The organism is Alteromonas aestuariivivens, assembly GCF_003367475.1.
Classification (GTDB): domain Bacteria; phylum Pseudomonadota; class Gammaproteobacteria; order Enterobacterales; family Alteromonadaceae; genus Alteromonas; species Alteromonas aestuariivivens.
On the sequence record NZ_QRHA01000003.1, the window covers coordinates 297,530 to 320,021 of the forward strand.

At 51.6% G+C, this 22,492-nt stretch carries 19 protein-coding genes; 15 read left to right on the forward strand and 4 right to left on the reverse strand.

All coding sequences use genetic code 11. The annotated features are described in order from the left end of the window. Position 1: 1 nt before the first annotated feature. The 6 genes from DXV75_RS05725 (at position 2) to DXV75_RS05750 (ending at position 8,332) form a co-directional block, all read left to right on the forward strand. On the forward strand, positions 2-1,225 hold the full coding sequence (locus tag DXV75_RS05725; protein WP_115592424.1) for a pyridoxal-phosphate-dependent aminotransferase family protein: 1,224 nt from the start codon (positions 2-4) through the stop codon (positions 1,223-1,225). After that, positions 1,222-2,451, forward strand: a complete 1,230-nt coding sequence (locus DXV75_RS05730; protein ID WP_115592425.1) for an allantoate amidohydrolase — start codon at positions 1,222-1,224, stop codon at positions 2,449-2,451. The genes DXV75_RS05725 and DXV75_RS05730 overlap by 4 nt, the downstream gene beginning before the upstream one ends. Before the next feature lie 26 nt (positions 2,452-2,477). Continuing rightward, positions 2,478-2,843, forward strand: a complete 366-nt coding sequence (locus DXV75_RS05735) for a cupin domain-containing protein (RefSeq protein WP_115592426.1) — start codon at positions 2,478-2,480, stop codon at positions 2,841-2,843. A gap of 122 nt (positions 2,844-2,965) precedes the next feature. Continuing rightward, positions 2,966-4,420, forward strand: a complete 1,455-nt coding sequence (locus DXV75_RS05740; protein WP_115592427.1) for an adenosine deaminase family protein — start codon at positions 2,966-2,968, stop codon at positions 4,418-4,420. A 324-nt stretch (positions 4,421-4,744) separates the two neighbouring features. Further along, entirely contained in the window at positions 4,745-7,144 is a 2,400-nt protein-coding gene (locus tag DXV75_RS05745; protein ID WP_115592428.1) for a TonB-dependent siderophore receptor, read from the forward strand. Between the two features lie 78 nt (positions 7,145-7,222). Next, a complete protein-coding gene (locus DXV75_RS05750; RefSeq protein WP_115592429.1) occupies positions 7,223-8,332 on the forward strand; it encodes a purine nucleoside permease in 1,110 nt (369 codons plus the stop codon). 47 nt (positions 8,333-8,379) lie between these two features. Here the strand turns inward: DXV75_RS05750 and DXV75_RS05755 are convergent, their stop codons facing one another. Then, entirely contained in the window at positions 8,380-9,372 is a 993-nt protein-coding gene (locus DXV75_RS05755) for an adenosine deaminase (protein WP_115592430.1), read from the reverse strand. A gap of 313 nt (positions 9,373-9,685) precedes the next feature. On the opposite strand from DXV75_RS05755, the gene DXV75_RS05760 reads away from it, so the two are divergent. Next, on the forward strand, positions 9,686-11,020 hold the full coding sequence (locus tag DXV75_RS05760) for an NCS2 family permease (protein WP_115592506.1): 1,335 nt from the start codon (positions 9,686-9,688) through the stop codon (positions 11,018-11,020). Between the two features lie 754 nt (positions 11,021-11,774). Beyond that, entirely contained in the window at positions 11,775-12,203 is a 429-nt protein-coding gene (locus tag DXV75_RS05765; protein WP_115592431.1) for a hypothetical protein, read from the forward strand. Positions 12,204-12,247: 44 nt separating this feature from the next. Here DXV75_RS05765 and bamE read toward each other — a convergent pair whose 3' ends face one another. The 3 genes from bamE to DXV75_RS05780 are packed head-to-tail and all read right to left on the reverse strand — an operon-like array spanning position 12,248 to position 14,121. Beyond that, positions 12,248-12,505, reverse strand: coding sequence for an outer membrane protein assembly factor BamE domain-containing protein (gene bamE / locus DXV75_RS05770; RefSeq protein WP_115592432.1), 258 nt, complete (start codon positions 12,503-12,505; stop codon positions 12,248-12,250). A 42-nt stretch (positions 12,506-12,547) separates the two neighbouring features. Beyond that, entirely contained in the window at positions 12,548-13,471 is a 924-nt protein-coding gene (gene puuE / locus DXV75_RS05775) for an allantoinase PuuE (RefSeq protein WP_115592433.1), read from the reverse strand. After that, a complete protein-coding gene (locus tag DXV75_RS05780) occupies positions 13,471-14,121 on the reverse strand; it encodes a TetR family transcriptional regulator C-terminal domain-containing protein (protein ID WP_115592434.1) in 651 nt (216 codons plus the stop codon). The genes puuE and DXV75_RS05780 overlap by 1 nt, the downstream gene beginning before the upstream one ends. Positions 14,122-14,498: 377 nt before the next feature. Here DXV75_RS05780 and xdhA point away from each other — a divergent pair, with 377 nt between their 5' ends. The 7 genes from xdhA to DXV75_RS05820 are packed head-to-tail and all read left to right on the forward strand — an operon-like array spanning position 14,499 to position 22,471. Next, entirely contained in the window at positions 14,499-15,962 is a 1,464-nt protein-coding gene (gene xdhA / locus DXV75_RS05790) for a xanthine dehydrogenase small subunit (RefSeq protein WP_115592436.1), read from the forward strand. Further along, the gene (xdhB, locus tag DXV75_RS05795) at positions 15,955-18,285 is read left to right on the forward strand and encodes a xanthine dehydrogenase molybdopterin binding subunit (protein WP_115592437.1); all 2,331 of its coding nucleotides are present in this window, start codon (positions 15,955-15,957) and stop codon (positions 18,283-18,285) included. The genes xdhA and xdhB overlap by 8 nt, the downstream gene beginning before the upstream one ends. Beyond that, positions 18,282-19,121 carry a xanthine dehydrogenase accessory protein XdhC gene (xdhC, locus tag DXV75_RS05800; protein ID WP_115592438.1) on the forward strand — a complete coding sequence of 280 codons (840 nt, stop codon included), beginning with the start codon at positions 18,282-18,284 and terminating at the stop codon, positions 19,119-19,121. Before xdhB ends, xdhC begins: the two co-directional genes overlap by 4 nt. Next, entirely contained in the window at positions 19,118-19,636 is a 519-nt protein-coding gene (uraD, locus tag DXV75_RS05805) for a 2-oxo-4-hydroxy-4-carboxy-5-ureidoimidazoline decarboxylase (protein ID WP_115592439.1), read from the forward strand. Before xdhC ends, uraD begins: the two co-directional genes overlap by 4 nt. Beyond that, positions 19,633-19,956 (forward strand): hydroxyisourate hydrolase, encoded by a 324-nt coding sequence (uraH, locus tag DXV75_RS05810; protein ID WP_115592440.1) that lies wholly within the window; start codon positions 19,633-19,635, stop codon positions 19,954-19,956. Before uraD ends, uraH begins: the two co-directional genes overlap by 4 nt. Positions 19,957-19,968: 12 nt before the next feature. Continuing rightward, positions 19,969-21,279, forward strand: coding sequence for a guanine deaminase (gene guaD / locus DXV75_RS05815; protein ID WP_115592507.1), 1,311 nt, complete (start codon positions 19,969-19,971; stop codon positions 21,277-21,279). Continuing rightward, positions 21,266-22,471: a urate hydroxylase PuuD gene (locus DXV75_RS05820; RefSeq protein ID WP_115592441.1), complete on the forward strand. Its 1,206-nt coding sequence runs from the start codon at positions 21,266-21,268 to the stop codon at positions 22,469-22,471. Before guaD ends, DXV75_RS05820 begins: the two co-directional genes overlap by 14 nt. Positions 22,472-22,492: the final 21 nt, after the last annotated feature.

The following is a 22,492-nucleotide window of genomic DNA, read 5'->3' on the forward strand; positions in this document are numbered from 1 at the left end:
AATGAAAGCCTTGTCTTTACCACCGCGCCTGCTGATGGGCCCAGGCCCAATCAACTGTTACCCCCGGGTACTGCAGGCAATGTCCACCCAGTTGGTGGGGCAATACGACCCTGTCATGACCGCTTACATGAATGAGGTTATGGCACTCTACCGCCAGGTATTCAATACTCAAAACACCCAGACGTTGCTGATCGACGGAACGTCCCGGGCCGGTATTGAAGCAGTGCTGGTATCCTGCCTGGAGCCCGGTGACAAAGTACTGGTGCCGATTTTCGGCCGTTTTGGACACCTGCTGGCCGAAATTGCCGAACGCGCAGACGCCGAGGTTCACACCATTGAAGTCCCCTGGGGTGAAGTTTTTGACCCAGAGCAAATTGAACAGGCCATTCGTAAGATACGGCCTAAAGTGCTGGCGCTGGTGCAGGGAGACACCTCAACCACCATGCTACAGCCGCTTGAACACATTGGTGCTATCTGCCGCCAGTACGACGTTCTGTTCTACTCTGACGCCACTGCATCCATTGGCGGTAACCCGTTTGAAACCGACGCCTGGCAGTTGGATGCCGTTTCGGTGGGCTTACAGAAATGTCTTGGCGGCCCTTCCGGTAGCGCCCCCGTTACCATGAGCGACCGGTTTGTGGACTGTGTGCGCCAACGTCATCATGTTGAAGCTGGCATTCGTGACCCACACCACAAAGATGCCAGCGGTTCACGCATTCGCTCCAACTATTTTGATTTACCCATGATTATGGATTATTGGGGAGATGAACGTCTGAACCACCATACCGAAGCCGCTTCCATGCTGTTCTGTGCCAGAGAATGTGCCGTCAACCTGCTGGAAGAAGGCCAGCAGGCGGTTATTGAACGGCACAAGATGGCCGGAGTCGCCATGCTGGCAGGGATCCAGGCCATGAATCTGGCCCCGTTTGGCAACCTCAAACATAAAATGAATAATGTGGTGGGGGTTTACATTCCCATGGGCGTTGAAGGCGAACAAATCCGCAGCGAAATGCTGAACACTTTCAACATTGAAATTGGTACCAGTTTCGGCCCACTGAAAGGCAAAATCTGGCGTATTGGCACCATGGGCTATAACGCCCGCCAGGATGCGGTACTGCACACTCTGCAGTCTCTGGAAACCGTTCTGAGAAGAGCGGGTCATAAACTCTCTCCTGGAGCAGGCGTAGACGCAGCCATGGACGTTTATGCCAAGGCTATTGCATGATGCTGTTTGAAGATGCCGCCGCCCAGGTCATGGCCCGTTGCGACGAACTGGGAAACATCAGCCAATCGCTGCAACATCTGGACAGACGTTACCTGACCGAGCAACACCGTCACGCCAATCAGCTGGTGGCACACTGGATGGCCGAAACAGAAATGGATAGCTGGGTGGACGCCGCAGGTAATGTATGGGGCCGCTACGCCAGTGACGTACCTGACGCCCCGCGTTTAATCCTTGGCAGCCACCTGGATACAGTGCCCAATGGGGGGCGTTACGATGGCATGCTGGGCGTGGTAGCGCCCATTTCGTTGCTGGCCATTCTCAAAGGGCAGCAGGTAAAACTGCCATTCCATGTTGATGTGGTAGGCTTTGGAGACGAAGAAGGCACCCGATTTGGTTCAACCCTGCTGGGAAGCCGGGCACTCACCGGCACCTGGCCGGATGAATGGGCCAAACTCACCGACAGCGATGGCAAATCACTGGCTAAGGCTCTGCTGGAATTCGGCCTGGATTTCAGCCGGATAAAAGAAGCCGCAATCGCCCCAGCGCAACTGCTCGGCTACGTGGAGCTTCATATTGAACAGGGCCCTGTGCTGGAGCAGCAAAATCTTGCGGTCGGCGTTGTCAGCGGCATTGCGGGCGCCCGAAGGTTTGAAATAGCGCTGTCCGGCATGGCCGGGCATGCCGGTACCGTTCCGATGAATATGCGTCAGGATGCCCTGTGCGCCGCCAGTGAAATGATTCTCTGCGTCGAACAGCTGGCCATTCAACACGCCCTGGTGGCCACTGTCGGCAAAATTAGCAACCGCCCTAACGGGGTAAATGTTATTGCCGGCAACACCAGTTTTTCACTGGACATACGAAGCGAATCGGACGCTCTTAGGGATGCCACAGTGGATGAAATTTTTACCTGCTTTCAGCAAATTGCCCAACGACGAGGTGTTTCACTGCAAATCCAGCAAACTCACAGTGCCCCGGCTGTATTGTGCTCGGAATTTCTGCAGCAAAATTTGCGCAATGCCGTGGCCGGGTGCGGTTACCCTGTGCTGACACTGCCTTCGGGAGCGGGTCACGACGCTATGGCAATGGCTGACATTTGCCCGGTTGCCATGCTGTTTACCCGCTGTCACCGTGGCATCAGCCACCACCCCGACGAAGCCATCCGACAGGATGATGTAGCGGTAAGCCTGCAGGTACTGCACCGCTTTCTTACCCAACTGAAATTTTGATGACCTTTGATATACAGGAGTAAAGGATGATAATTCCACGGATATACCACGATGAACAAGGCAAGAGCCACTTTGGTGAGATTGACATACCGTTGTCAGACGGAGGCCCGATAGGCCTGCTTTCGGAACGTTTCGATGCGGGTACCATTATTTTCAGGGAAACTCCCGCAGACTACGATTTCAAATGGCACCCCGCCCCGGCCCGCCAGCTGCTGTTCATTCTCAAAGGGCGTGCGGAATTTACTGTGTCTTCAGGAGAGCGTAAGGTGTTTGGCGCCGGAGACGTCCTGTTGCTGGAAGACACTGAGGGTGAAGGCCACTGCAGCCGGGCAATGTACAACGAAGTCAGACATTCCATTTTTGTTACCCTTCCCGACCACGTTACATTCTAGGTTGCTGCGGGCCATGCCCGCTGCATTTCCCACCGTTTAACGCTAAAAATCAAGGCATTACTTGACTCACTGGTCAGGTTATTGATTGAATACCGAAACTGACCATTCACAGCCGATCCCCTATGCGCCTTGCCTTAACACTTTCTATTGTTGCCGTCATGACCCTGATGGTGCCATGTACCTTTGCTGATGAGAACCATCGACGCATGTCGCAGTGGTTTCGTGACTTTAAGAATGAAGCCTCAGACCAACAACTCTACAACTTCTTATGGCAGTTTCCCAAAGGCGCGGATTTGCATCATCACCTGTCAGGCTCTGCGTTCAGTGAATGGTGGTACGAGCTTGCCATTAACCCCCAACTGAACGGCGGCTATCATTACTATACACGGGTGAAGTTTAATCACTGCCGCGGCTATGGCACTGATGAGTTTGGGCCTGACCCACAATATCTGATGTTCCGAACCCTGCAAGAGTCCAGTTGGGAGCGACTTGATGATTGTGAAAAGGGTGAATACCTGCCGCTCATTAAGTTGTCAGAACAACAGCAGCAGGCGTTTCTTGACAGCATTCGGCTGGATAAACAACACGAAGGACGGGATGAATTTTTCCAGACCCACTGGCAGCGCCTCAATGAAATGACCAGTAACCCCACTCTGATGGCACAACTGCTACTGAAAAATATGCAGGCCTATCAGCAGGAAGGGTTGATCTATCTTGAAACCCAGGTCAATGTGGCCAACAAATTAAAGCCTGATGGCGAGCACTACTCACCCGAAGCGGCACTGGCAATCTACAAACAAATGCTTGCCAGCCCCGCAGCCAAACAAACCGGGGTAAGGGTAAAATTCCAGTACGCCCTGCTGCGCTTTTTACCGAATGCAGAAGAGCGCCTGCGCTGGATGTACGATTTTGTCGATCGGAACCGAGACATCTACGTCGGCATAAACTTTGTCGGCCGGGAAGACAATGACAAAGGCCATCCTTTGCGCTTTCTTCCGGTACTCAGAGAACTGCGTCATCAGTACCCCAGTATTCCTCTGGCCATACACGCCGGTGAGGTGGATGAACCCAATGCCCACGTTCGCAATACTTTGTTGCTGGGTGCCAATCGTATCGGCCACGGCCTGAATACCATAACCGATCCGGATACCCTGCTGTTGATGCGACACGGCCCTTACCTTATAGAAATCAATCTGATATCCAATAAACTTCTGGAATACGTGGAAAACTACCGCCAACACCCGTTCCCGGAATATCTGCGCACCGGTATTCCGGTGGCGCTTTCCACTGACGACAGAGGCATGTGGGACAGTAACCTGACAGACGAATATTTTATTGCGGTAAAGCACTTCAACCTTTCCTGGCAGGAACTGGTTACCTTGTCTCGTAATGGTCTTACCCACAGCTTCTTGCCTGAGGAAGAGAAAAATTCTGCGCTAGCGCAATTCCAGTCCAGCCTAGACCGTTTTATTGAGGCCCGCCTGCAGAATAAAACGCTTGAACAAAGCCCGCCCAAACGCCAGTTTATCTGTGGCCATACCCCCGCCTTATGTGCATTAGCTAACGAAATCCAGTAGGTCTTTTCCCCTGAAGGGGGCTGCAAGCTCATCTCTTGCAGCCCCTCACACTCCAAAATGCACCAAAATAAGACTAACGCACCCACCATATCACTATTTTGGTGCGCCACAAAAACAAACCGGTTAGTTTTCACCCAACAATTTCATTAACAACTTTGTAAAGAATTGAATTATACAATAAAAACAATAGGTTAAAGCCAATCCCGCACCTGACCATATGGACAGTAATCTGGCACAATATCTGCAAACTCTGGCAGATAATTCACTAAGTAAATAACCAAAATAGTGCTTTGTGAAAATATTAAAACTACAGCGAGGAAGAACATGACACACTCAACATTCACCAAAAGCCCGCTTGCCCGCGCGGTAACACTGGGCCTGATGGTTTTACTGCCAGGTCAGGCGTTGGCGCAAGAGGCTGAGAGCAAAGCAGCTCAGGAAGGCGCCATCGAGAAAATTGAAGTAACCGGCTCTTTGGGCAGCTTGCCAGGTCAGGATGTTGAGGCTGTATTCGGCTTTGGCAAATCCATTCTGGAAACTCCACGTTCGGCATCTACCATCTCCGATCTTCAGATGGAACGTTTTAACGTATCCGACATCGATGAACTGGTTGCATTTGCCCCCGGTACGTTTACGCAGTCTTTCTTCGGTGTTGCAGGCTCCTTGGATGTGCGGGGAACGCCGGGTGAAGTTTACTTCCGGGGCGTAAGACGACTGGACAACCCGGGCAACTACCCCACACCAATTGGTGCATCCAGCAGCGTAGATATCGTTCGTGGCCCGGCATCACCAATTTATGGTCCGGCCAAAATTGGTGGCTACCTGAACTTCAATCCTAAGTCAGCCAAAGTTGGCCGCGGTGCCTATATTGAAGAGCCAACAGGCGCAATGTCTTACACCACCGGCTCCTGGGACAAAAATATTGTCTCCGCCGAAGTAGGTGGCCCTGGCAAAGTAACAGGCAAAGACTTCGGTTACTACATCTACGCAGAAGTAGAAAATTCTGATTCTTACTACAGAAACAGTAAAACTGACCAGTCAGTAGTACAAGCCGCTTTTGATATGGAGTTAACTGACAGTCTGAGTATTGAATTTGGTGGTATGTACCATAAATACGATGGTAACCAAAACGCTGGATGGAACCGCCTGACCCAAGACCTTATCGACCACGGCACCTACATTACCGGTGACGCCAAGCCTCTTGATGCTAATGGTGACGGCAGCATTGATCACTTTGAATATTTTGCTGGTGGTTTGTTTGTAGGCGGTATCGATGCACAGACTGAAGACGGTTCAAGCTTCGGTGACTCTCTGGCACTGGTCAATGTCGGAACAACTAAGCTTGGGCGTGACCAAACTCTTATTGCAGCTGACGACGTATTGGCTAACGAAGTAACTACTCTTTACTTTGACACTATTTATTACTCAGACAGTGGCTGGGAAGTCAAAAACCAGCTGTTTTATGAAAGCTACGAGAACCTCAATGAAAATGCCTATGGCTTCTCTCAGTTCCATGATGCTTTTGTAGTAGAAGACAAAATTGTTGTTGCTACCGAGTTTGAAACCGACAGCTTGTATGCTCAGTTCCAAATTTCACCTTCCGTTCGCTATACGGATTTTGAAAGTGGTGATGACTTTATCAATGAATACTTTGACCGTAGAGATTTGACCGGTCCATCAACTGCACTTGACAGACGTTTGTTGGCAACTCGAGCAGGCTGGGGTTACTCCAACTATGATAAGGGCAACTACCTCAACCTGGGCTTGGCGGCCATGACCGACCTGACCTGGGAATCAGGGCTGAGTCTGGTACTGGGTGTGCGTTATGATTCCGTTGACGTTGAAAGTACAACACCCGGCGGCATAACTCTGTTTGACGGTGACGAAGACATCACTGCAGAAGACAAAGAAGATGGAATTTCCTGGAATGCCAGTATTTCCTACAAAACTCCATTTGGCTTAATCCCTTACATTACAGCCGCTGAGCAGGTTACCATTGTAGCTGGCCAGGGTGCCAACATCGATGTTGAAAATATCCCTGGCGGATACTTTGATACGTCAGAGTTGTTCGAATACGGTGTCAAAGGTTCATTTCTGGATGACAGCCTGTACTTTGCGTTATCCATTTACGAGCAAGAACGTACTGACATCAACGCTCAGTCCAGCGTAACAAACAATACCACCAACAACGAAGGTACCGAGTTTGAACTGCGTTGGGTTGTGAATGAGCAATTAGTCCTTACAGCAGTTTACACCAATATCGAAGTAACCAACCTGACTGTGCTTGATGGCGGCGGTTTCCAATTCGGCTTCTTCGGTGCAGAGGACTTCCCGAACATCGACGATCCCTCAATCTTTTTTGGTGGAACGCCTAACGGTAACACTGCCTATGCGAACACAGGGGCTGTTAAAGCAGGTATTCCAGAAAACACCTACGGTCTGACCGCAACCTATGACTTCCAGAACGGTTACGCCGCTAGCGTCAGTGTCATCGACGTAGATGAAGTTGCTTCAGGTTTCTCAGGTGCGGTAACGTTACCTTCTTATACTTTGGTGAACGCTGGTTTGTCATACCAGACCGAATCCTGGGGTGTAAACTTGACGGTTAAAAACCTGACGAATGAAGAGTATTTCCGCTCTAATTTCCCAGATTTGTTTGGAACCGCAATCGTACTTCCTGAGTTGCCTCGTCACTGGAATGCGAAATTTAACTACAAATTCTAACCAAATTTTGCTGTAACATTGCAACGGCATAAACCGTCATGGTTTATGCCGTTTTGTTTTATTAATGGAGTATTCATCATGCCAAGATTCGTGCCTTTGTGGGCGCTGCTGACTCTCTGCGTCAGCCTGCTATCCGGTTGCCAGAGCGACCAGTCAACATCCGCAGCCCATTCCCCTGCCCCGCTAAAAGTGAAAGCTGTGGTCGTCACCATGTTTGAAATAGGTGAAGATACCGGCGACAAAGCCGGTGAATTTCAGATGTGGAAAGAGCGCTACGGGCTGGATACGGTATATCCGTTCCCACAATCCTTCCACGACATCCACGTGAATGAAGAAAAAGGCGTACTCGCTATTGTCACCGGCATGGGCATTGCCCGCGCCACTGCGGCAATCATGGCGCTGGGGCTGGATCCAAGATTCGACTTGACCGAAGCCTACTGGCTGGTCGCTGGCATTGCCGGTATTGACCCTGCCGACGGTACCATTGGCTCTGCCGTGTGGGCCGACTACCTGATCGACGGTGACCTGGCCCATCAGATTGACGGGCGCGAAATTCCTGAAGACTGGTCAACCGGTTATTTCCCGCTATTTGCTAATGAACCCTATCAACAACCGGAAGATGGCAGTGCGCCGCAGGCACATAATGGTGAAATGTACCAGTTGAATGCCAATTTGGTTAACTGGGCCTATCAGCTCACTGAGTCACTAACCCTTATGGACACACACGGTATGGAGGCGCTGCGCAGCCGCTACACCGCGCATCCGAAAGCCATGCAAACCCCAATTGTGATGAAGGGCGCGCAAATGGCCTCTTCAACGTTCTGGCATGGTGAACTGTTCAATCAGTGGGCCAACGACTGGACCAAATACTGGACCAACGGTAATGGCAACTTCATGACATCCGGTATGGAAGACACCGGCAGTTATCAGGCTATGATTTACCTGGATCGCGCCGGTAAGGTCGACAAGCAGCGTTTTCTTGTCTTGCGCACGGCGAGTAATTTCACCATGCAGCCTCCTGGCCTGACTGCAGCTGAAAACCTCAAGATGGAAAGCTCTGGTGAAGGCTATGCGGGCATGGTCCCGTCACTGGAAGCAGCTTATCTGGTTGGCAGCACCGTTGTCGACGAACTGGTAAACAACTGGGCTAAATATCAGACTCAGTTACCCCTGCCTGCTGCGGAATAAGGTTTTTTGGGGCAGGCTTGAGCCTGCTCCCCTGTTACCCCTGCACATCAGGGCGTGAGCGTGTTAATCCACTTCTGTTTAATTGAATCATCCAGAAAACTGGCTTTAAAGCTGTTGATGGCCAATTGGCGCAACTGCACTTCTGTCATATCCAAAGCATCACAAAGAGCCTGATAATTGGCATTTAACTGACCACCAAAATACGCAGGGTCATCTGAGTTTACCGTTACCAGCAGCCCCTCCTCCAACAACCGAAGAATATTGTGCTGCTGCATCGCACTGATAACCCGAAGTTTGAGATTACTCAATGGGCAAACCGTCAGCGGGAGCTGACGCATCTTGATGTAAGCCATTAATTCGGTGTCTTCCTCACAGCGCACCCCATGGTCGATTCGATCAACCCCTAACAGCTTGATGGCCTGCCAGATGTACTCAGGTGGCCCCTCTTCACCGGCGTGAGCAACACACTTAAACCCCAGCTCCCGCGCCCTGGCGAACACACGCTCAAATTTTGATGGCGGGTTTCCCACTTCGGAACTGTCAAGACCGACAGCGGTTATGTGTGCATAGTAAGGCTTTGCAAACTCCAGGGTATCCATGGCCTCTTCTTCGCTCAGGTGGCGCAGGAAGCTCATGATCAGCATTGCACTCATGCCCCACTGTGATTCGGCATCCTTAATGGCGCGCAAAAAACCGGGCATAAATACCTCAAAGCCCACGCCCCGCTCGGTGTGCGTTTGAGGGTCAAACATAATTTCTGCATGCACAATATTCTGTTCACGGCAGCGGCACAGGTAACGCCACATCAACTGATAAAAATCCTCCTCATCCCTGAGTACACTAGCCCCCTGGTAGTAAATATCCAGAAAGCTCTGCAAGTCTTCAAACTGATACGCCGCCCTGATTTCCTCTACACTCTGGTACGGTAAGGAAACCTGATGTTTGCTGGCCAGTTGCCATAAAAGTTCAGGCTCCAGGCTGCCTTCAATGTGCAAATGCAATTCGGCTTTAGGTAATTGACTGATTGTCTCTGTATTCATTCAAACCTCTCTTGGGCTACCCCTTAGCACCAATCTAATGCACGCTCACAATTTCGGTGCAAAAGATTGGCAAAACTATGATAGCCTTAAACAAAATGTCATCGACAATGGCCCCAACCAAGGGGAAAGCTGCAAATTTTAGGCATGCGGAGCAACAATTTGCCTGATTAATGAGCACTGAAACCCGGTTCGATGACCGCTAAAGCAGTAATAACACAAATCAGGCCCGTTGCGCACCCGAAAGCTGACTATGTGGTCAGGTAATTGCTTTATGCAGGATGACAATAATAAATCCCATCAATTGAGAGCAACCATGTCTTCAAACGCACTAATTGAACGAATATTCAAACTTCAGGAACACGGAACAACCATTAAGACTGAAGTGATAGCCGGCCTGACTACCTTTGCCGCCATGTCTTACATTCTGGTGGTCAACCCCAGCATTCTAGGCCTCAGCGGAATGCCGGTTGAAGGGCTTATCACAGTGACGGCGCTTGCGGCCTGCCTTGGCACGCTGCTGATGGCTGCCCTGACCAATTACCCCATTGCCATGGCACCAGGGATGGGGCTTAACGCCTTCTTTGCCTTCACAATCTGTATGACACGGGAAATGCCATGGGAAGCGGCCTTGGGCATCGTTTTCTGGAATGGCATTCTGTTTCTGATGCTGACACTGACTGGCATTCGAACCAAAATTGCCGAGGCAATTCCGGCGGAACTTAAAATCGGTGTTCAGTGCGGTATTGGATTGTTCATCGCGTTCATCGGTTTAAAGAATGCCGGCCTTATCGTGGACCATCCCGCCACGTTTGTAACCATTGGTGATCTGTCTCACCCTCCCGTATTACTTGCTCTGGCTGGTATTATTCTGACTGTGATCATGGTAATGAAGCGGGTGACTGGCGCCATTCTGGTGTCTATTGTGGTACTCACGCTGATTGGGTATTTCATCCCCACAGAATCCGGATTCCTGACGGCTCACCCCGATGCCGTTGTAGGTATGCCTGACAGCATTTCCGATACATTTTTGGCTATGGACATCTGGTACCCCATCGATAACTTTTCACAAACCTGGGACCTGATATTTGCCCTGATGTTTGTCAACATGTTCGATACCATTGGTACCCTGATTGGGGTATCGCGCAACGCCAATCTGCTGGATGAAAACGGCCGCCTGCCCAAAATTGGCAGCGCCATGACCGCCGATGCTTCGGCCAGCGTAGTGGGTGCGGCGTTGGGTACCTCGCCTGTCACCAGTTACGTTGAATCTGCAGCGGGCGTATCTGCAGGTGGCCGCACTGGCCTCACCGCAGTAGTTGTTGCCCTGTGTTTCGTCGGCGCTTTGTTCCTGACCCCGTTGATGAAAGTCATACCACTGATGGCAACAACCCCGGCGCTGATAATGGTGGGTATTCTGATGATGGAATCCATCCGCCAACTTGATTTTGACGATTTAGGCGCACTGGCCACCACATTCGTCGCCCTGATTGCCATGCCGCTGACCTTCAGTATCAGTGAGGGCATCGCGCTGGGATTCATCACCTACACCGCTGTTATGGTCGGTTCCGGCCGGTTCCGCCAGGTTAGCCTGATTACCTATATGCTGGCTGCCCTGTTCGTACTCCGGTACCTGTTTGATTTGAAATAGGCTCAATTCCTGTCGAGCCATATGGCTAGGGAGTGTTTATCTTTGTGCATTGTTTATGCAGTCAGTCATTATTGCGCCAGACAATCACAAATGAGTGAGGTTTAGCGGGCCTAAATGAACGAATTTGTGGGCAGTATGGCGCAATAATGGCCACTGCCCAACGGGTTGAAGCTAAAATGACCGATAACCGCGTTGTCGCTGACTTATTGGATTGCCAAACTGCGTCACCGACGCCTTGTTCTCAGCCATTTTAGTTTCCAACATAAATAATGAACAAAGATAAACACTCCCTAGGGCCTGTTGATCTTTACTGTTCAAAATTTGTTCTCTCTGAGTGGTTTCAGGGCAAGGCGAGAGTCATGAAGCTTAGTCAGCTAAGTAAATGGCGAGCAACGCAGCCATGGAAGCACTCAGAGTGAACCCGAAGGGCAGCGTTTGTCGCGCTTTTGTGCAAGGCAACTCGTTGCAAAATTGAACACCAAAGATCAACAGGCCCTAGAATCCCGCGGGAGTTTCGCCCCCGCAAAGAAATATTGTTTTTCTTGTCTGTCAAAAGGTTAGCTGAATAACCAAAAAATTAACGCAAATTTTACATTCAGACAGCTTGAGTAACCTGCCAGTCCATTGCTAAATTTAATTCAGCCTGTTCAAGGCCATCAGCGATCATTGTTCCTCTTGCATTCTTTGTCCGCGTATTTGATAGGGCTGCCCTTGCACCGGCATAAAAACCAAATCATAACAAGGAAGCTTTTCCATGATAGTTCAATTTTTCGACCCCCTGGACAATCTGTCTTTTGAAATGCCTTTGGTCGCCATCAATGACCGTTTATGCAGTAAACTGAGAAGAAATTTTTATTTTGGTGGCTACTGTAAAATTGATACCGAAACCGTTAACTCGGTAGAACGATTACAAACATTACGGGAACAGCACAAGCAACCGAAACCGGAATCCAAAGCTTCACCGCACCAGCTCAGTGTGCAGGAACAGGCCAATATTCTGGCCGCGTTATCGGTAATGCAGGAAATTCTGTTGAGCGGCGATTTGCCGAAATTCAGCCGAATGCACGCCATTTCATCGATTGATGTGCTCTCGCCGGCAAAATGTCAGGCGCTGATAAGCCGGTTGGCAAGAAGCCACCTTTCACTCACCCCTCAACCCGAAACCGCGCTCGAACAGGCCTGAAAAAGGCACTGGCAAACAGCCGGTCACCCAGACCGGCCCTAGAATTATTTAAGCCCATCATTTGAGAATGTCATGGCTTTATCGGCCATAAACAGAACCTTGATGTGCCTGCCATCATCGCTTCCCCAAATACAGCTTGTTGAACCCAGTGTTTCTGAGCAGTTGTCCGGCTTACCAATGATGGTTTCAACCTGCTGCTGTGACATGCCCATCTCCAGCTTGTCGTAATTCTCTTTATTCAGCTTTGAACAACCGGCCAGCGCCACAGCCAGGGCTACCAGGCCCAGTACTTTTAGTTTCATTGTTGATTATCCTTTGTTTGCGATTTGCTTCAGGCAGTAAGTCTATTTCTGATACGGATGATGCTCAAGCCAGTGACGGGCGATGTTTTCCCGGGTTGCCAGCCAAACCTGCTCATGCCCTTGTACATACTCAATAAAGCGCTGCAGTGCAGCCAGCCTTGCCGGTCTGCCAACGATTCTGCAGTGCAATCCTATAGAGAGCATTTTAGGGGCATAGGTTCCCTCCTCATACAAAACATCGAACGCATCTTTCAGATACTGAAAAAATTGCTCACCACTGTTAAACCCCTGAGGAGTCGCAAAGCGCATGTCGTTAGTATCCAGAGTATAGGGCACCATTAGCAGCGGCCGGGCGTAATGGGTGTCATAATAGGGCAAATCGTCAGCGTATGAGTCAGCGCAGTAAACAATGTCATCGCGCTCTGCCAGCAGTTCCAGCGTGTGGGGGCTGGTACGACCGGTGTACCAGCCGGCAGGTTTACTGCCGGTCAGAGCTTCATGCAATTGTATCGATTCATCAATCATCTTGCGTTCGGTTTCGCGATCCATATCCTGAAAATGGATCCAGCGTAACGCGTGACTGGCAATTTCCCAGTTGGCTTCTTGCATGGCCGCCAGCGCTTGGGGATTACGTTGCAGGGCCATGGTCACACCAAACACGGTGACAGGAATATCATACTTTGTCAGCAACCGGTGCAGGCGCCAGAACCCCACACGACTGCCATACTCGTACAGCGACTCCATACTCATATGGCGATCGGCAAAGGGTTGCGCCCCGACGATCTCAGAGAGAAAAATTTCCGAATGGCTGTCACCATGCAGTACACAATTTTCCCCCCCTTCCTCATAGTTCAGAACAAACTGAACTGCAATTCTGGCGTCATTCGGCCATTTTGGATGCGGGGGCTGGGCTCCGTATCCAACCAGATCACGAGGGTAAGAGGCGTTGCACGTTTTTTCAGACATCAAATTGAACTCCGGTATTTTTCAGGTACAGTCAGACCGCACCCGGTTAAAATGACCTCAATCAGTTGCTGGGTCGCGGCCTGATAATCGGCCTTCTTCATCTTCGCGCCGCGCAAGCGTGTTACCTGAACGGCAAAATCGGCATAGTGCTGGGTACTGGACCAGATGTGAAACAGCAGATAGTAGGGGTCCATACGGCGCATTTTGCCGCTGTCCATCCAGGCCTTCAGAATTGCAATTCGACTGGCCATCCATTTAGCGTGCTCGTCATCAAAGTATCGGTTCAGATTCGGCGCGCCGTTCAGGATTTCCATGGCAAATATTTTTGATGCAACAGGATGGGTACGGGACATTTCCACCTTTTCGGTAATATAACTGGCCAGAATCTCAGCCGGGTCATCCTCCGCTGTCGCCTGGTCAAAACGGGAATTCCACAAACTAAGGGTTTGTTGCAACACTGCCAGATACAAATCCTGCTTGGACTTGAAGTAATACAATACGTTGGTTTTGGGAAGACCAGCACCGTCAGCGATTTGCTGAACCGAGGTGCCTTTAAAACCGTTTTGCGCGAATGCTTTCTCGGCCGCATCCATGATCCGGGCCTTGTTCTTGGCCCCTACTCCTGCGTCCGCCATCTTGCTTAATGTCATTGGTGTTTTCAATTCCTTGTGTGAACGTTGCCGATCCTGACCATTCAGTCATAGTGCCACATTGTCATAGTGGCACAAGAAATAATTCTTCTGGCTTCAGATTTTGTACCAGGCCTCAGCAAAATTGCATTTGAGCATGAAACTTGCGTACGGTTTTTGGCGAAAAAACGAAACTTCGAACCCGTCCAGGTTTCAAATAAACAGCCTTTGGACGTTTTTCCAGCAAAATCGGGTTTAACGGAAAATGAGAGCGTCATGCCTGTTGAAGGGTTGGCGTGTTTTTTTAATCAAAAAACTGACCATTTGGTCTACTTTTAAGTTGCAAAGACAGATATAGTAATGCCTAAACAAGCATTTAGTATACCCGGGAGAACGGCATGGTCCGCTTTTTACTAAACAGGGAACTCGTAGAAATAAGCGCAGCTGCCGACCTGACAGTGTTACAGTTTTTGCGCGAACAACGCGCACTTACCGGCACCAAAGAAGGTTGTGCTGCCGGAGACTGTGGGGCCTGCACAGTGGTTGTGGCGGAACTTAATCCGGACGAAAGCGGCCTTCACTACCGCAGTATAAACAGTTGTATTGCACTGCTATCGGCACTGGACGGAAAGCAGCTGATCACTGTTGAGCACCTTGCTCGCGATAAGAAGTTGCACCCGGTACAGGAAGCGATGGTTCGTCATCACGGCTCACAGTGCGGTTTTTGTACTCCCGGTTTTGTGATGTCACTCTTTTCCCTTTATCACTCTTCGCGTAATGAAGCGGCGCCTTTGGTACGCAGCGACGTTGAACAGGCGCTATCAGGTAATCTGTGCCGTTGCACCGGTTATCGCCCGATTATCGATGCCGCGCTGGACGCCTGTAACCAACCTGTTGCGGATGAATTTCTGCGTGATCAACAGCAAACCATGTCTGCACTCAAGGCTCTGGGTACAGATTCCTGCTCCACTGCTTCACAATTGCTGATACCGACCAGTCGCCAGATGCTCGCCGATTACCGTACTCGATATCCGGACGCTCCACTGGTAGCAGGGAGCACCGATTTAAGTCTGGAGGTCACTCAGAAAGGACACAAATTTGACCGCCTGATCAGCCTGGCAAAGATGGAACCACTGAAAAAATGCACCGATGAAGGGCAAACGATCCAAATTGGTGCTGCAGCCCCCCTATCCGACATTACTCCACTGTTGCTCAGCCACTACCCAAGCCTGAAGGAACTGATACACAGGTTTGCGTCACTGCCAATTCGAAACCAGGCGACGTTAGGGGGTAACGTCGCCAATGCCTCGCCAATTGGCGACATGCCACCGGTGCTCCTGGCACTTGGTGCCCAAATTTTCGTCGACAATGGTGAAACAGAGCGTTCAATCCCGGTAGCAGAGTTTTTCACTGGCTACCGAAAAACCGCCCTGCAATCGGACGAATGGATCAGCCGTATTGACGTTGATAAGCTCAGCAAGAATCAGTGTCTATCCGCTTACAAAGTCTCAAAACGCCACGAGGATGACATATCCGCCGTTTGCGCGGTATTCAATATTGCGGTTACAAACGGTGTAATCGAAAACGTTCAAAGCGGTTTTGGCGGCGTTGCCGCAACCCCCGTCAGTTGTCCCCAACTCAGCGACGCTCTCACAGGTAAACGTTGGGATTGCCAGGAAACCCTGAATCTGGGCAAACAGATCCTGCAACAAGCATTCAGCCCCATTGACGATGTCCGCGCCAGTGCAGAGTATCGCAGAACGGTGCTGGCTAACCTGTGGCATCGATTCTGGCTTGAACATCAAAGTAGCAATTCTGCCAAACATCAATTGGTGGAAACCCGGGTGGTGACCTATGCGTAAACTGATTGATCAAAACCTCACCACCACACCGAAAGGCGCAGTGAATCAGTCTGTACCTCACGAAAGTGCTATCCGCCAGGTAACGGGCCTGGCCCGTTATGTCGATGATATGCCACATCCTTCTGACCTTTGCTACGCCGCAGTAGGATTGAGCCAAGCTGCTGCCGGTCAGTTGAGTCAGATTGATCTTGAAGCGGTAAGAAGCAGCACCGGTGTTATTGATGTGATTACCGTAGACGACATCACTGGCCACCGCGACATTGCCCCGGTTTTCGACGGCGACCCAATTCTGGCAGAGCAGGAAATCAAATTTTACGGCCAGCCCGTTTTCGCCGTTCTGGCAGACACCCACCAGCACGCCTGGCAGGCAGCCAACAAAGCGCAGATAAATATCATACCCCAACCGCCACTGTTAGATGTGGACGCTGCACTTGAGCAGGAGTCGTTTGTGCGCCCTTCTCACCGCATGCAGCAGGGAGATTTCTGCACGGCCTTTGAGGGCGCACCGATCAAAATTGACGGTGAGCTCAATATTGGCGGCCAGGAGCACATGTATCTGGAAGGCCAGGTGTCCCTTGCAGTGCCCGGTGAAGAAGATCGCATGACCATCTATACCTCCAGCCAGCACCCCAGCGAAGTGCAGAAACTGGTCGCCGAAGTACTGGGAGTTAAACTGCACCGGGTTACCGTCGATATGCGCCGCATGGGCGGCGGTTTCGGTGGCAAGGAAACCCAGGCAGCTCAATGGGCCTGTCTCGCGGCCGTACTTGCGCACCGCAACCGGCGGGCGGTGAAAATGCGCTTGCCCAGAGAAATCGACATGGTGGTGACCGGTAAGCGACATCCGTTCGAAAACCGTTATTCAGTAGGCGTAGACGAAATAGGTAAAATCCTCGCGGCACAGGTTGAAGTGCGAGGCAACTGTGGTCACTCGGCCGACCTTTCCGATGCAATTGTCGACCGCGCCATGTTTCACGTCGACAACGGCTACTACCTGGCAGCCTGCGACGTGGTTGGTCACCGGCTTAAAACCCACTGCGTGTCCCACACTGCGTTTCGGGGGTTTGGTGGCCCACAGGGCATGATCATGGCCGAAGCCATGATGGATGCCATCGCACGCAAAACCGGGCAGGACCCTCTGACTGTGCGCAAACTCAACCTCTATGGGCCTGACACCGGTACCACCACCCAGTATGGCATGCAGATAGAAAACAACCTGCTGCCAGACATGATTGCGCGGCTTGAGCACAGCAGCCAGTATTGGCAACGGCGGGAAGCAATTCGTCAATACAATCAAACCAGCCCAATCATTAAAAAAGGGTTGGCCATGACACCGGTGAAATTCGGCATTTCATTCACCGCCAAACACCTTAACCAGGCCGGTGCCCTGGTGCACATTTACACCGATGGCAGCATACAGGTTAACCACGGTGGAACTGAAATGGGTCAGGGGCTGCACACCAAAATAGCGCAAATTGTTGCCAATGAATTTGGAGTGGCCATTGATGATGTGGAGGTAACCGCAACGCGCACAGACAAGGTTCCCAATACCTCGCCCACCGCCGCGTCCAGCGGGACAGATCTTAATGGCAAGGCCGCCCAGAATGCTTGCTTAGCTATCAAGCAGCGCCTTATCGAATATTACGCCGGCCAGTTGGGTGTAGCGCCCGACAACGCACGTTTCAGTGAACGCAAACTGTTCATTGGCGAGCACAGTATTGACTTTGTTCAACTGGTTCAGGATGCCTACATGGCCAGGGTTTCCCTGTCTTCCAGCGGCTTTTATCGCACCCCAAAAATTCACTATGACCGCGCCTCGGGCAACGGGCGACCGTTCTTTTACTTTGCCTATGGCGTTGCGGTTTCGGAAGTCAGCATCGACATTCTCACCGGTGAATACCGGGTCAATGAGGTGGATATTTTGCACGATGTTGGCACCAGCCTGAATCCGGCCATTGATATCGGGCAGATCGAAGGCGGATTTATACAGGGCATGGGCTGGCTGACAAGTGAAGAATTGTTGTGGAATAACGAAGGCCGACTCATCAGCAACAATATGGCCACCTACAAAATTCCGGCCATAGGCGACACGCCAGAGCGGATTAGTGTGGAGTTGTACCCTCGCCCCAATGATGAAGACAGCATTTACCACTCCAAAGCCGTCGGTGAACCGCCGTTTATGCTCGCCATTTCTGTTTGGTGCGCACTGAAAGATGCGATTTCCAGCCTTGCAGGCTATCGGGTTGACCCGCAGCTTCATGCCCCGGCAACACCGGAAAAAGTGCTGAGTGCGATACAACAGGTTGTCAAGGAGGCAGTATGAGAACCCAGACCTGGTTTGAGGCACTGTATCAATGCCAGCAACTGGGGGCTCCGTACGTGCTGGTAACGGTGCTGAACGCTGCCGGCTCTACCCCGCGGGAGGCTGGCAGCAAAATGGTGGTAACTGCCGATTCGGTACACGACACCATTGGCGGCGGTCATCTGGAATTCAAAAGCATTGAACTGGCCCGGCATTTGTTGCTGGAGAACCGGGACTGCCAGCAAATTCATTCTTTCCCACTGGCCAGCACGCTGGGTCAGTGCTGTGGCGGCGCAGTCAAAGTATTGCTGGAAGCCAAAGCGGCCCATTGCCAGCATGTAGCGGTCTTTGGTGCCGGCCATGTCGCCCAGGCTCTGGTGCCCATTCTGGCCCAGCTCCCCCTGCAAATTCACTGGGTTGACAGCCGGGCACAGCTGTTTGAACACACTCCCGTTGCTGCCAACGTTGATACCGTGGTTGACGACGATCCGGTAGGCGAAATTGCCCGGCTACCAGACAACTGCTGGCTGGTGATCCTGACCCACAACCACCAGCTGGATTATGAACTGGTGTTGAATGCACTCAGGCAAAAACGCTTTGATTATGTTGGCATGATAGGGTCCGACACCAAAGCCCGCCGATTCGAAACCCGGCTACGAAATCGCGGCCTCAATGATCAGGACCTGGCGCCTCTGGTCAGCCCTATCGGTAATCTGTCGGTGCCAGGGAAACGCCCAATTGAAGTGGCGGTGTCCATAAGTGCGCAAATCATTGAACGGCTCAACCAGCCCCAGAACCACGCCCCACGGCCCCAGCGTTCTTCCAATCTGCCACTCACCAAGGAATCCGAAGTATGACCCTTGAACAACTCAACCAACTCCACAAAGCCAAGGCCAGCGAATGGTTTGCCGCAACGTGTGCGGCAAAGAAATGGGTGGACATTATGGTGGCCCACCGCCCCTATTCCAGTATAGAGGCAGTCAGGCAGCAGGCCCTCGAAGCCTGGAAAACCATGCAGCAAGAAGACTTACTGGAAGCCTTTTCCGCCCACCCCATGATAGGCGATATGAATAGCCTGCGCGAAAAGTACGCCCACACCAAAACCATGGCAGCGGGTGAACAAAGCGGTGCGGCCCAGGCCGGTGAAGCCACGCTGGAGGCGTTGCGGGACGGCAACCTCGCCTATCTCGACAAGCATGGGTTTATTTTTATCATCTGCGCCACCGGGCTCAGCGCTGAAACCATGCTGGAAGCGTTAAATGCACGCCTGCCAAACGATACCCCGACAGAAATACGCAACGCTGCCGAGCAGCAGATAAAGATCACGTTACTAAGAATCGAAAAGAATTTGTCACAGGAAGTCACGCCATGAACACCCTATCCAGTCACGTTCTCGACACCACGGCCGGCTGCCCGGCAGCCGGGATCCCCATAACCCTGACCACCCCGGACGGCCAGTCTTATGAAGGTATGACCGACGACGACGGCCGCTGTAAAGACTGGGGGCAACCAACTCTTGACGCCGGCATCTATCACCTGCGTTTTCATTGCCACGGTTATCTGTCCACGCGCCATGGCAACAGCTTCTACCCCTATGTGGACATTGCCTTCGAACTGGCTGACAACGGTGGTCACTACCACGTACCGTTGCTGATCTCACCCTTTGGTTTCAGCAGCTACCGGGGAAGCTAAGTGGCTAGCAACATTCAACTTTTTCGAGCCAGTATTGTTCACTTCCCGCATCAGACCCATACGCCGGACGACGACGCCATTTTTTTCGAAGATGGGGCGTTGGTGATCAGAAATGACACCATTGTTGATGTAGGCGTATACGCTGAAATTCAGAACCTCTATCCTGAAGCTCAACTGCATGATCATCGCGGCAAGTGGATATTGCCCGGCTTTATCGACAGCCACTTGCACTACCCACAAACAGAAATCATCGGTCAGTACGGCAAGCAATTACTGCACTGGCTGGAAACTTACACCTTCCCTACGGAAAAACGTTTCAGTGAGCGGGATTATGCCGAGCGGATCGCCGCGGTGTTCTTGCGCCAACTGCTTAAAAACGGCACCACGACCGGGCTGGTATTTTCAACGGTGCATCAATCCGCTACCGAAACCCTGTTTGAACAGGCTAGCCAGCTGAATATGGCGATGGTAACCGGTAAGGTCTGCATGGACCGTAATTGCCCGGATTACCTCATGGACTCTCCAGCTCTTGCCCAAAGGGAAAGTGCCGAACTGATTGAACGCTGGCACGGTAAAGGAAGGAATCTGTATGCCCTCACCCCCAGATTTGCTCCCACCAGCAGCGAAGCACAGATGGCCGCTCTGGGCGAACTGGCCCAGCAATACCAGGATGTATTCATTCAGACCCACCTTTCCGAAAATCTGGACGAAATTGCCTGGGTGAAGAGCCTTTATCCGGATCAGGATGGGTATTTAGCCGTTTACGATAAATACCATATGGTGCGCAGCCGTGCCGTGTTTGGCCATTGTGTCCACCTTACCGATGAAGAATGGCAGCGCCTGCATGATGCCAACGCCAGCGTCGCGTTTTGCCCCACATCGAATCTGTTTCTGGGCAGTGGGCTGTTTGATCTGGCCAAGGCTCAGGCCAGTCAGGTGCATCTTACACTGGCTTCAGATGTGGGCGGTGGTACCGGCTTTAACCTGTTGCGTACCTATGGCGAGGGCTACAAAATCTGCCAACTGCGACACACAGCATACTCGCCGTTGCATGGCCTTTACAGCATGACCCAGGGTGCCGCTATCGCCCACCAGCTTAGCCACAGTATTGGTAACCTGAATCCCGGCACCCATGCGGATTTTGTTATTCTGCAACCGGCTTTTGACGAACTGACACAGTTGCGCCTTGCCGATTCCAGGGACCCACAGGATATGATTTTTGCAATGAGCATGCTGGGTGACGATCGCGCCATCTTTGAAACCTGGGTCGCAGGTGAGTGTGTTTACGCCAAACAGGAGGAAATGCCCTATGCCATGGTTTGACTGGCTCTCATTATTCGTACGCTGGTTTCACGTGATTGCCGGTGTCGCCTGGATAGGCGCTTCATTTTATTTTATCTGGCTGGACAACAGCCTGGAGAGCCCGCCGGAGTGGAAAAAGCAAAAGGGCATCAAAGGCGATTTATGGGCGGTACACGGTGGCGGTTTTTACGAGGTTGCCAAATACGCCTACGGCCCGGAGAAAATGCCTGAAAACCTGCACTGGTTTAAGTGGGAAGCCTACACCACCTGGCTGAGTGGTTTTGCCTTGCTGATTCTGGTGTACTACCTGGGGGCATCCGCCTATCTTATCGATCCTTCAGTAATGCCAATGGAAAGCGGGCAGGCCATTGGTTTGGGGCTGGCACTGGTATTTGGCGGATTGGTTTTATACGAGCTGGCCTGTCGCAGCCCGTTGAGCCAGTACCCGGTAGTTTTTGCCTGTTGTCTGGCGGTAATGATTTGCCTTGCCACTTACCTCGCATGCCACTGGTTCAGCGGCCGGGGGGCATATATCCATGTGGGCGCCCTGATCGGAACCATCATGGCCGGGAACGTGCTGTTCAATATCATGCCTGCGCAACGCAAAATGGTGGCGGCGGTTGCCAACAAACAGGACATCAATCCCGCCTGGGGCGAAGGTGCCAAACTGCGCTCTGTGCACAACAATTACTTTACCCTGCCACTGCTGTTTATCATGATCAGCAATCACTACCCTATGACCTATCAGCATGAATGGAACTGGCTGGTACTCATTCTGATTATTGCGATTTCTGCGTGGATCCGGCATTTTTTCAATTTGCGCCACCACGGTATCGTCAAACCCGGCATACTGGTGTCAGGGGCTGCAGCCATGCTTGCTCTGAGTATTTGGGTTTCGTGGCCGGATGCCTCTCCCGCTTCGCTCAATACGCAGGAAAGCACCAAGGCCAATACTGAAGTGGATGACCAAACTGTTATGCAGCTGGTTGAAACCCATTGTCAGAGCTGCCATTCCCGTTCACCCACAGACGACATTTTCAAAATAGCTCCTCTGGGGGTTGTGCTTGACGGTTGGGAAGATGTGGAGCGGCTTGCTCCTCAGATAGTACAGCGGGCTGCCATAACCAAAGATATGCCTTTTATGAACAAAACCAATATGACTGAGGATGAACGCAACCAGCTGGCGCAGTGGTATCAGCAACGTCAGCCGTAATTATGCAACCAGCCTGCGGCG

Excerpts from the sequence above, each read along its gene's own strand:
- DXV75_RS05725 (WP_115592424.1), top strand. The coding sequence starts at position 2 with ATGAAAGCCTTGTCTTTACCACCGCGCCTGCTGATGGGCCCAGGCCCA.
- DXV75_RS05730 (WP_115592425.1), top strand. The coding sequence starts at position 1,222 with ATGATGCTGTTTGAAGATGCCGCCGCCCAGGTCATGGCCCGTTGCGAC.
- DXV75_RS05735 (WP_115592426.1), top strand. The coding sequence starts at position 2,478 with ATGATAATTCCACGGATATACCACGATGAACAAGGCAAGAGCCACTTT.
- DXV75_RS05740 (WP_115592427.1), top strand. The coding sequence starts at position 2,966 with ATGCGCCTTGCCTTAACACTTTCTATTGTTGCCGTCATGACCCTGATG.
- DXV75_RS05745 (WP_115592428.1), top strand. The coding sequence starts at position 4,745 with ATGACACACTCAACATTCACCAAAAGCCCGCTTGCCCGCGCGGTAACA.
- DXV75_RS05750 (WP_115592429.1), top strand. The coding sequence starts at position 7,223 with ATGCCAAGATTCGTGCCTTTGTGGGCGCTGCTGACTCTCTGCGTCAGC.
- DXV75_RS05755 (WP_115592430.1), bottom strand. The coding sequence starts at position 9,372 with ATGAATACAGAGACAATCAGTCAATTACCTAAAGCCGAATTGCATTTG.
- DXV75_RS05760 (WP_115592506.1), top strand. The coding sequence starts at position 9,686 with ATGTCTTCAAACGCACTAATTGAACGAATATTCAAACTTCAGGAACAC.
- DXV75_RS05765 (WP_115592431.1), top strand. The coding sequence starts at position 11,775 with ATGATAGTTCAATTTTTCGACCCCCTGGACAATCTGTCTTTTGAAATG.
- bamE (WP_115592432.1), bottom strand. The coding sequence starts at position 12,505 with ATGAAACTAAAAGTACTGGGCCTGGTAGCCCTGGCTGTGGCGCTGGCC.
- puuE (WP_115592433.1), bottom strand. The coding sequence starts at position 13,471 with ATGTCTGAAAAAACGTGCAACGCCTCTTACCCTCGTGATCTGGTTGGA.
- DXV75_RS05780 (WP_115592434.1), bottom strand. The coding sequence starts at position 14,121 with ATGACATTAAGCAAGATGGCGGACGCAGGAGTAGGGGCCAAGAACAAG.
- xdhA (WP_115592436.1), top strand. The coding sequence starts at position 14,499 with ATGGTCCGCTTTTTACTAAACAGGGAACTCGTAGAAATAAGCGCAGCT.
- xdhB (WP_115592437.1), top strand. The coding sequence starts at position 15,955 with ATGCGTAAACTGATTGATCAAAACCTCACCACCACACCGAAAGGCGCA.
- xdhC (WP_115592438.1), top strand. The coding sequence starts at position 18,282 with ATGAGAACCCAGACCTGGTTTGAGGCACTGTATCAATGCCAGCAACTG.
- uraD (WP_115592439.1), top strand. The coding sequence starts at position 19,118 with ATGACCCTTGAACAACTCAACCAACTCCACAAAGCCAAGGCCAGCGAA.
- uraH (WP_115592440.1), top strand. The coding sequence starts at position 19,633 with ATGAACACCCTATCCAGTCACGTTCTCGACACCACGGCCGGCTGCCCG.
- DXV75_RS05820 (WP_115592441.1), top strand. The coding sequence starts at position 21,266 with ATGCCATGGTTTGACTGGCTCTCATTATTCGTACGCTGGTTTCACGTG.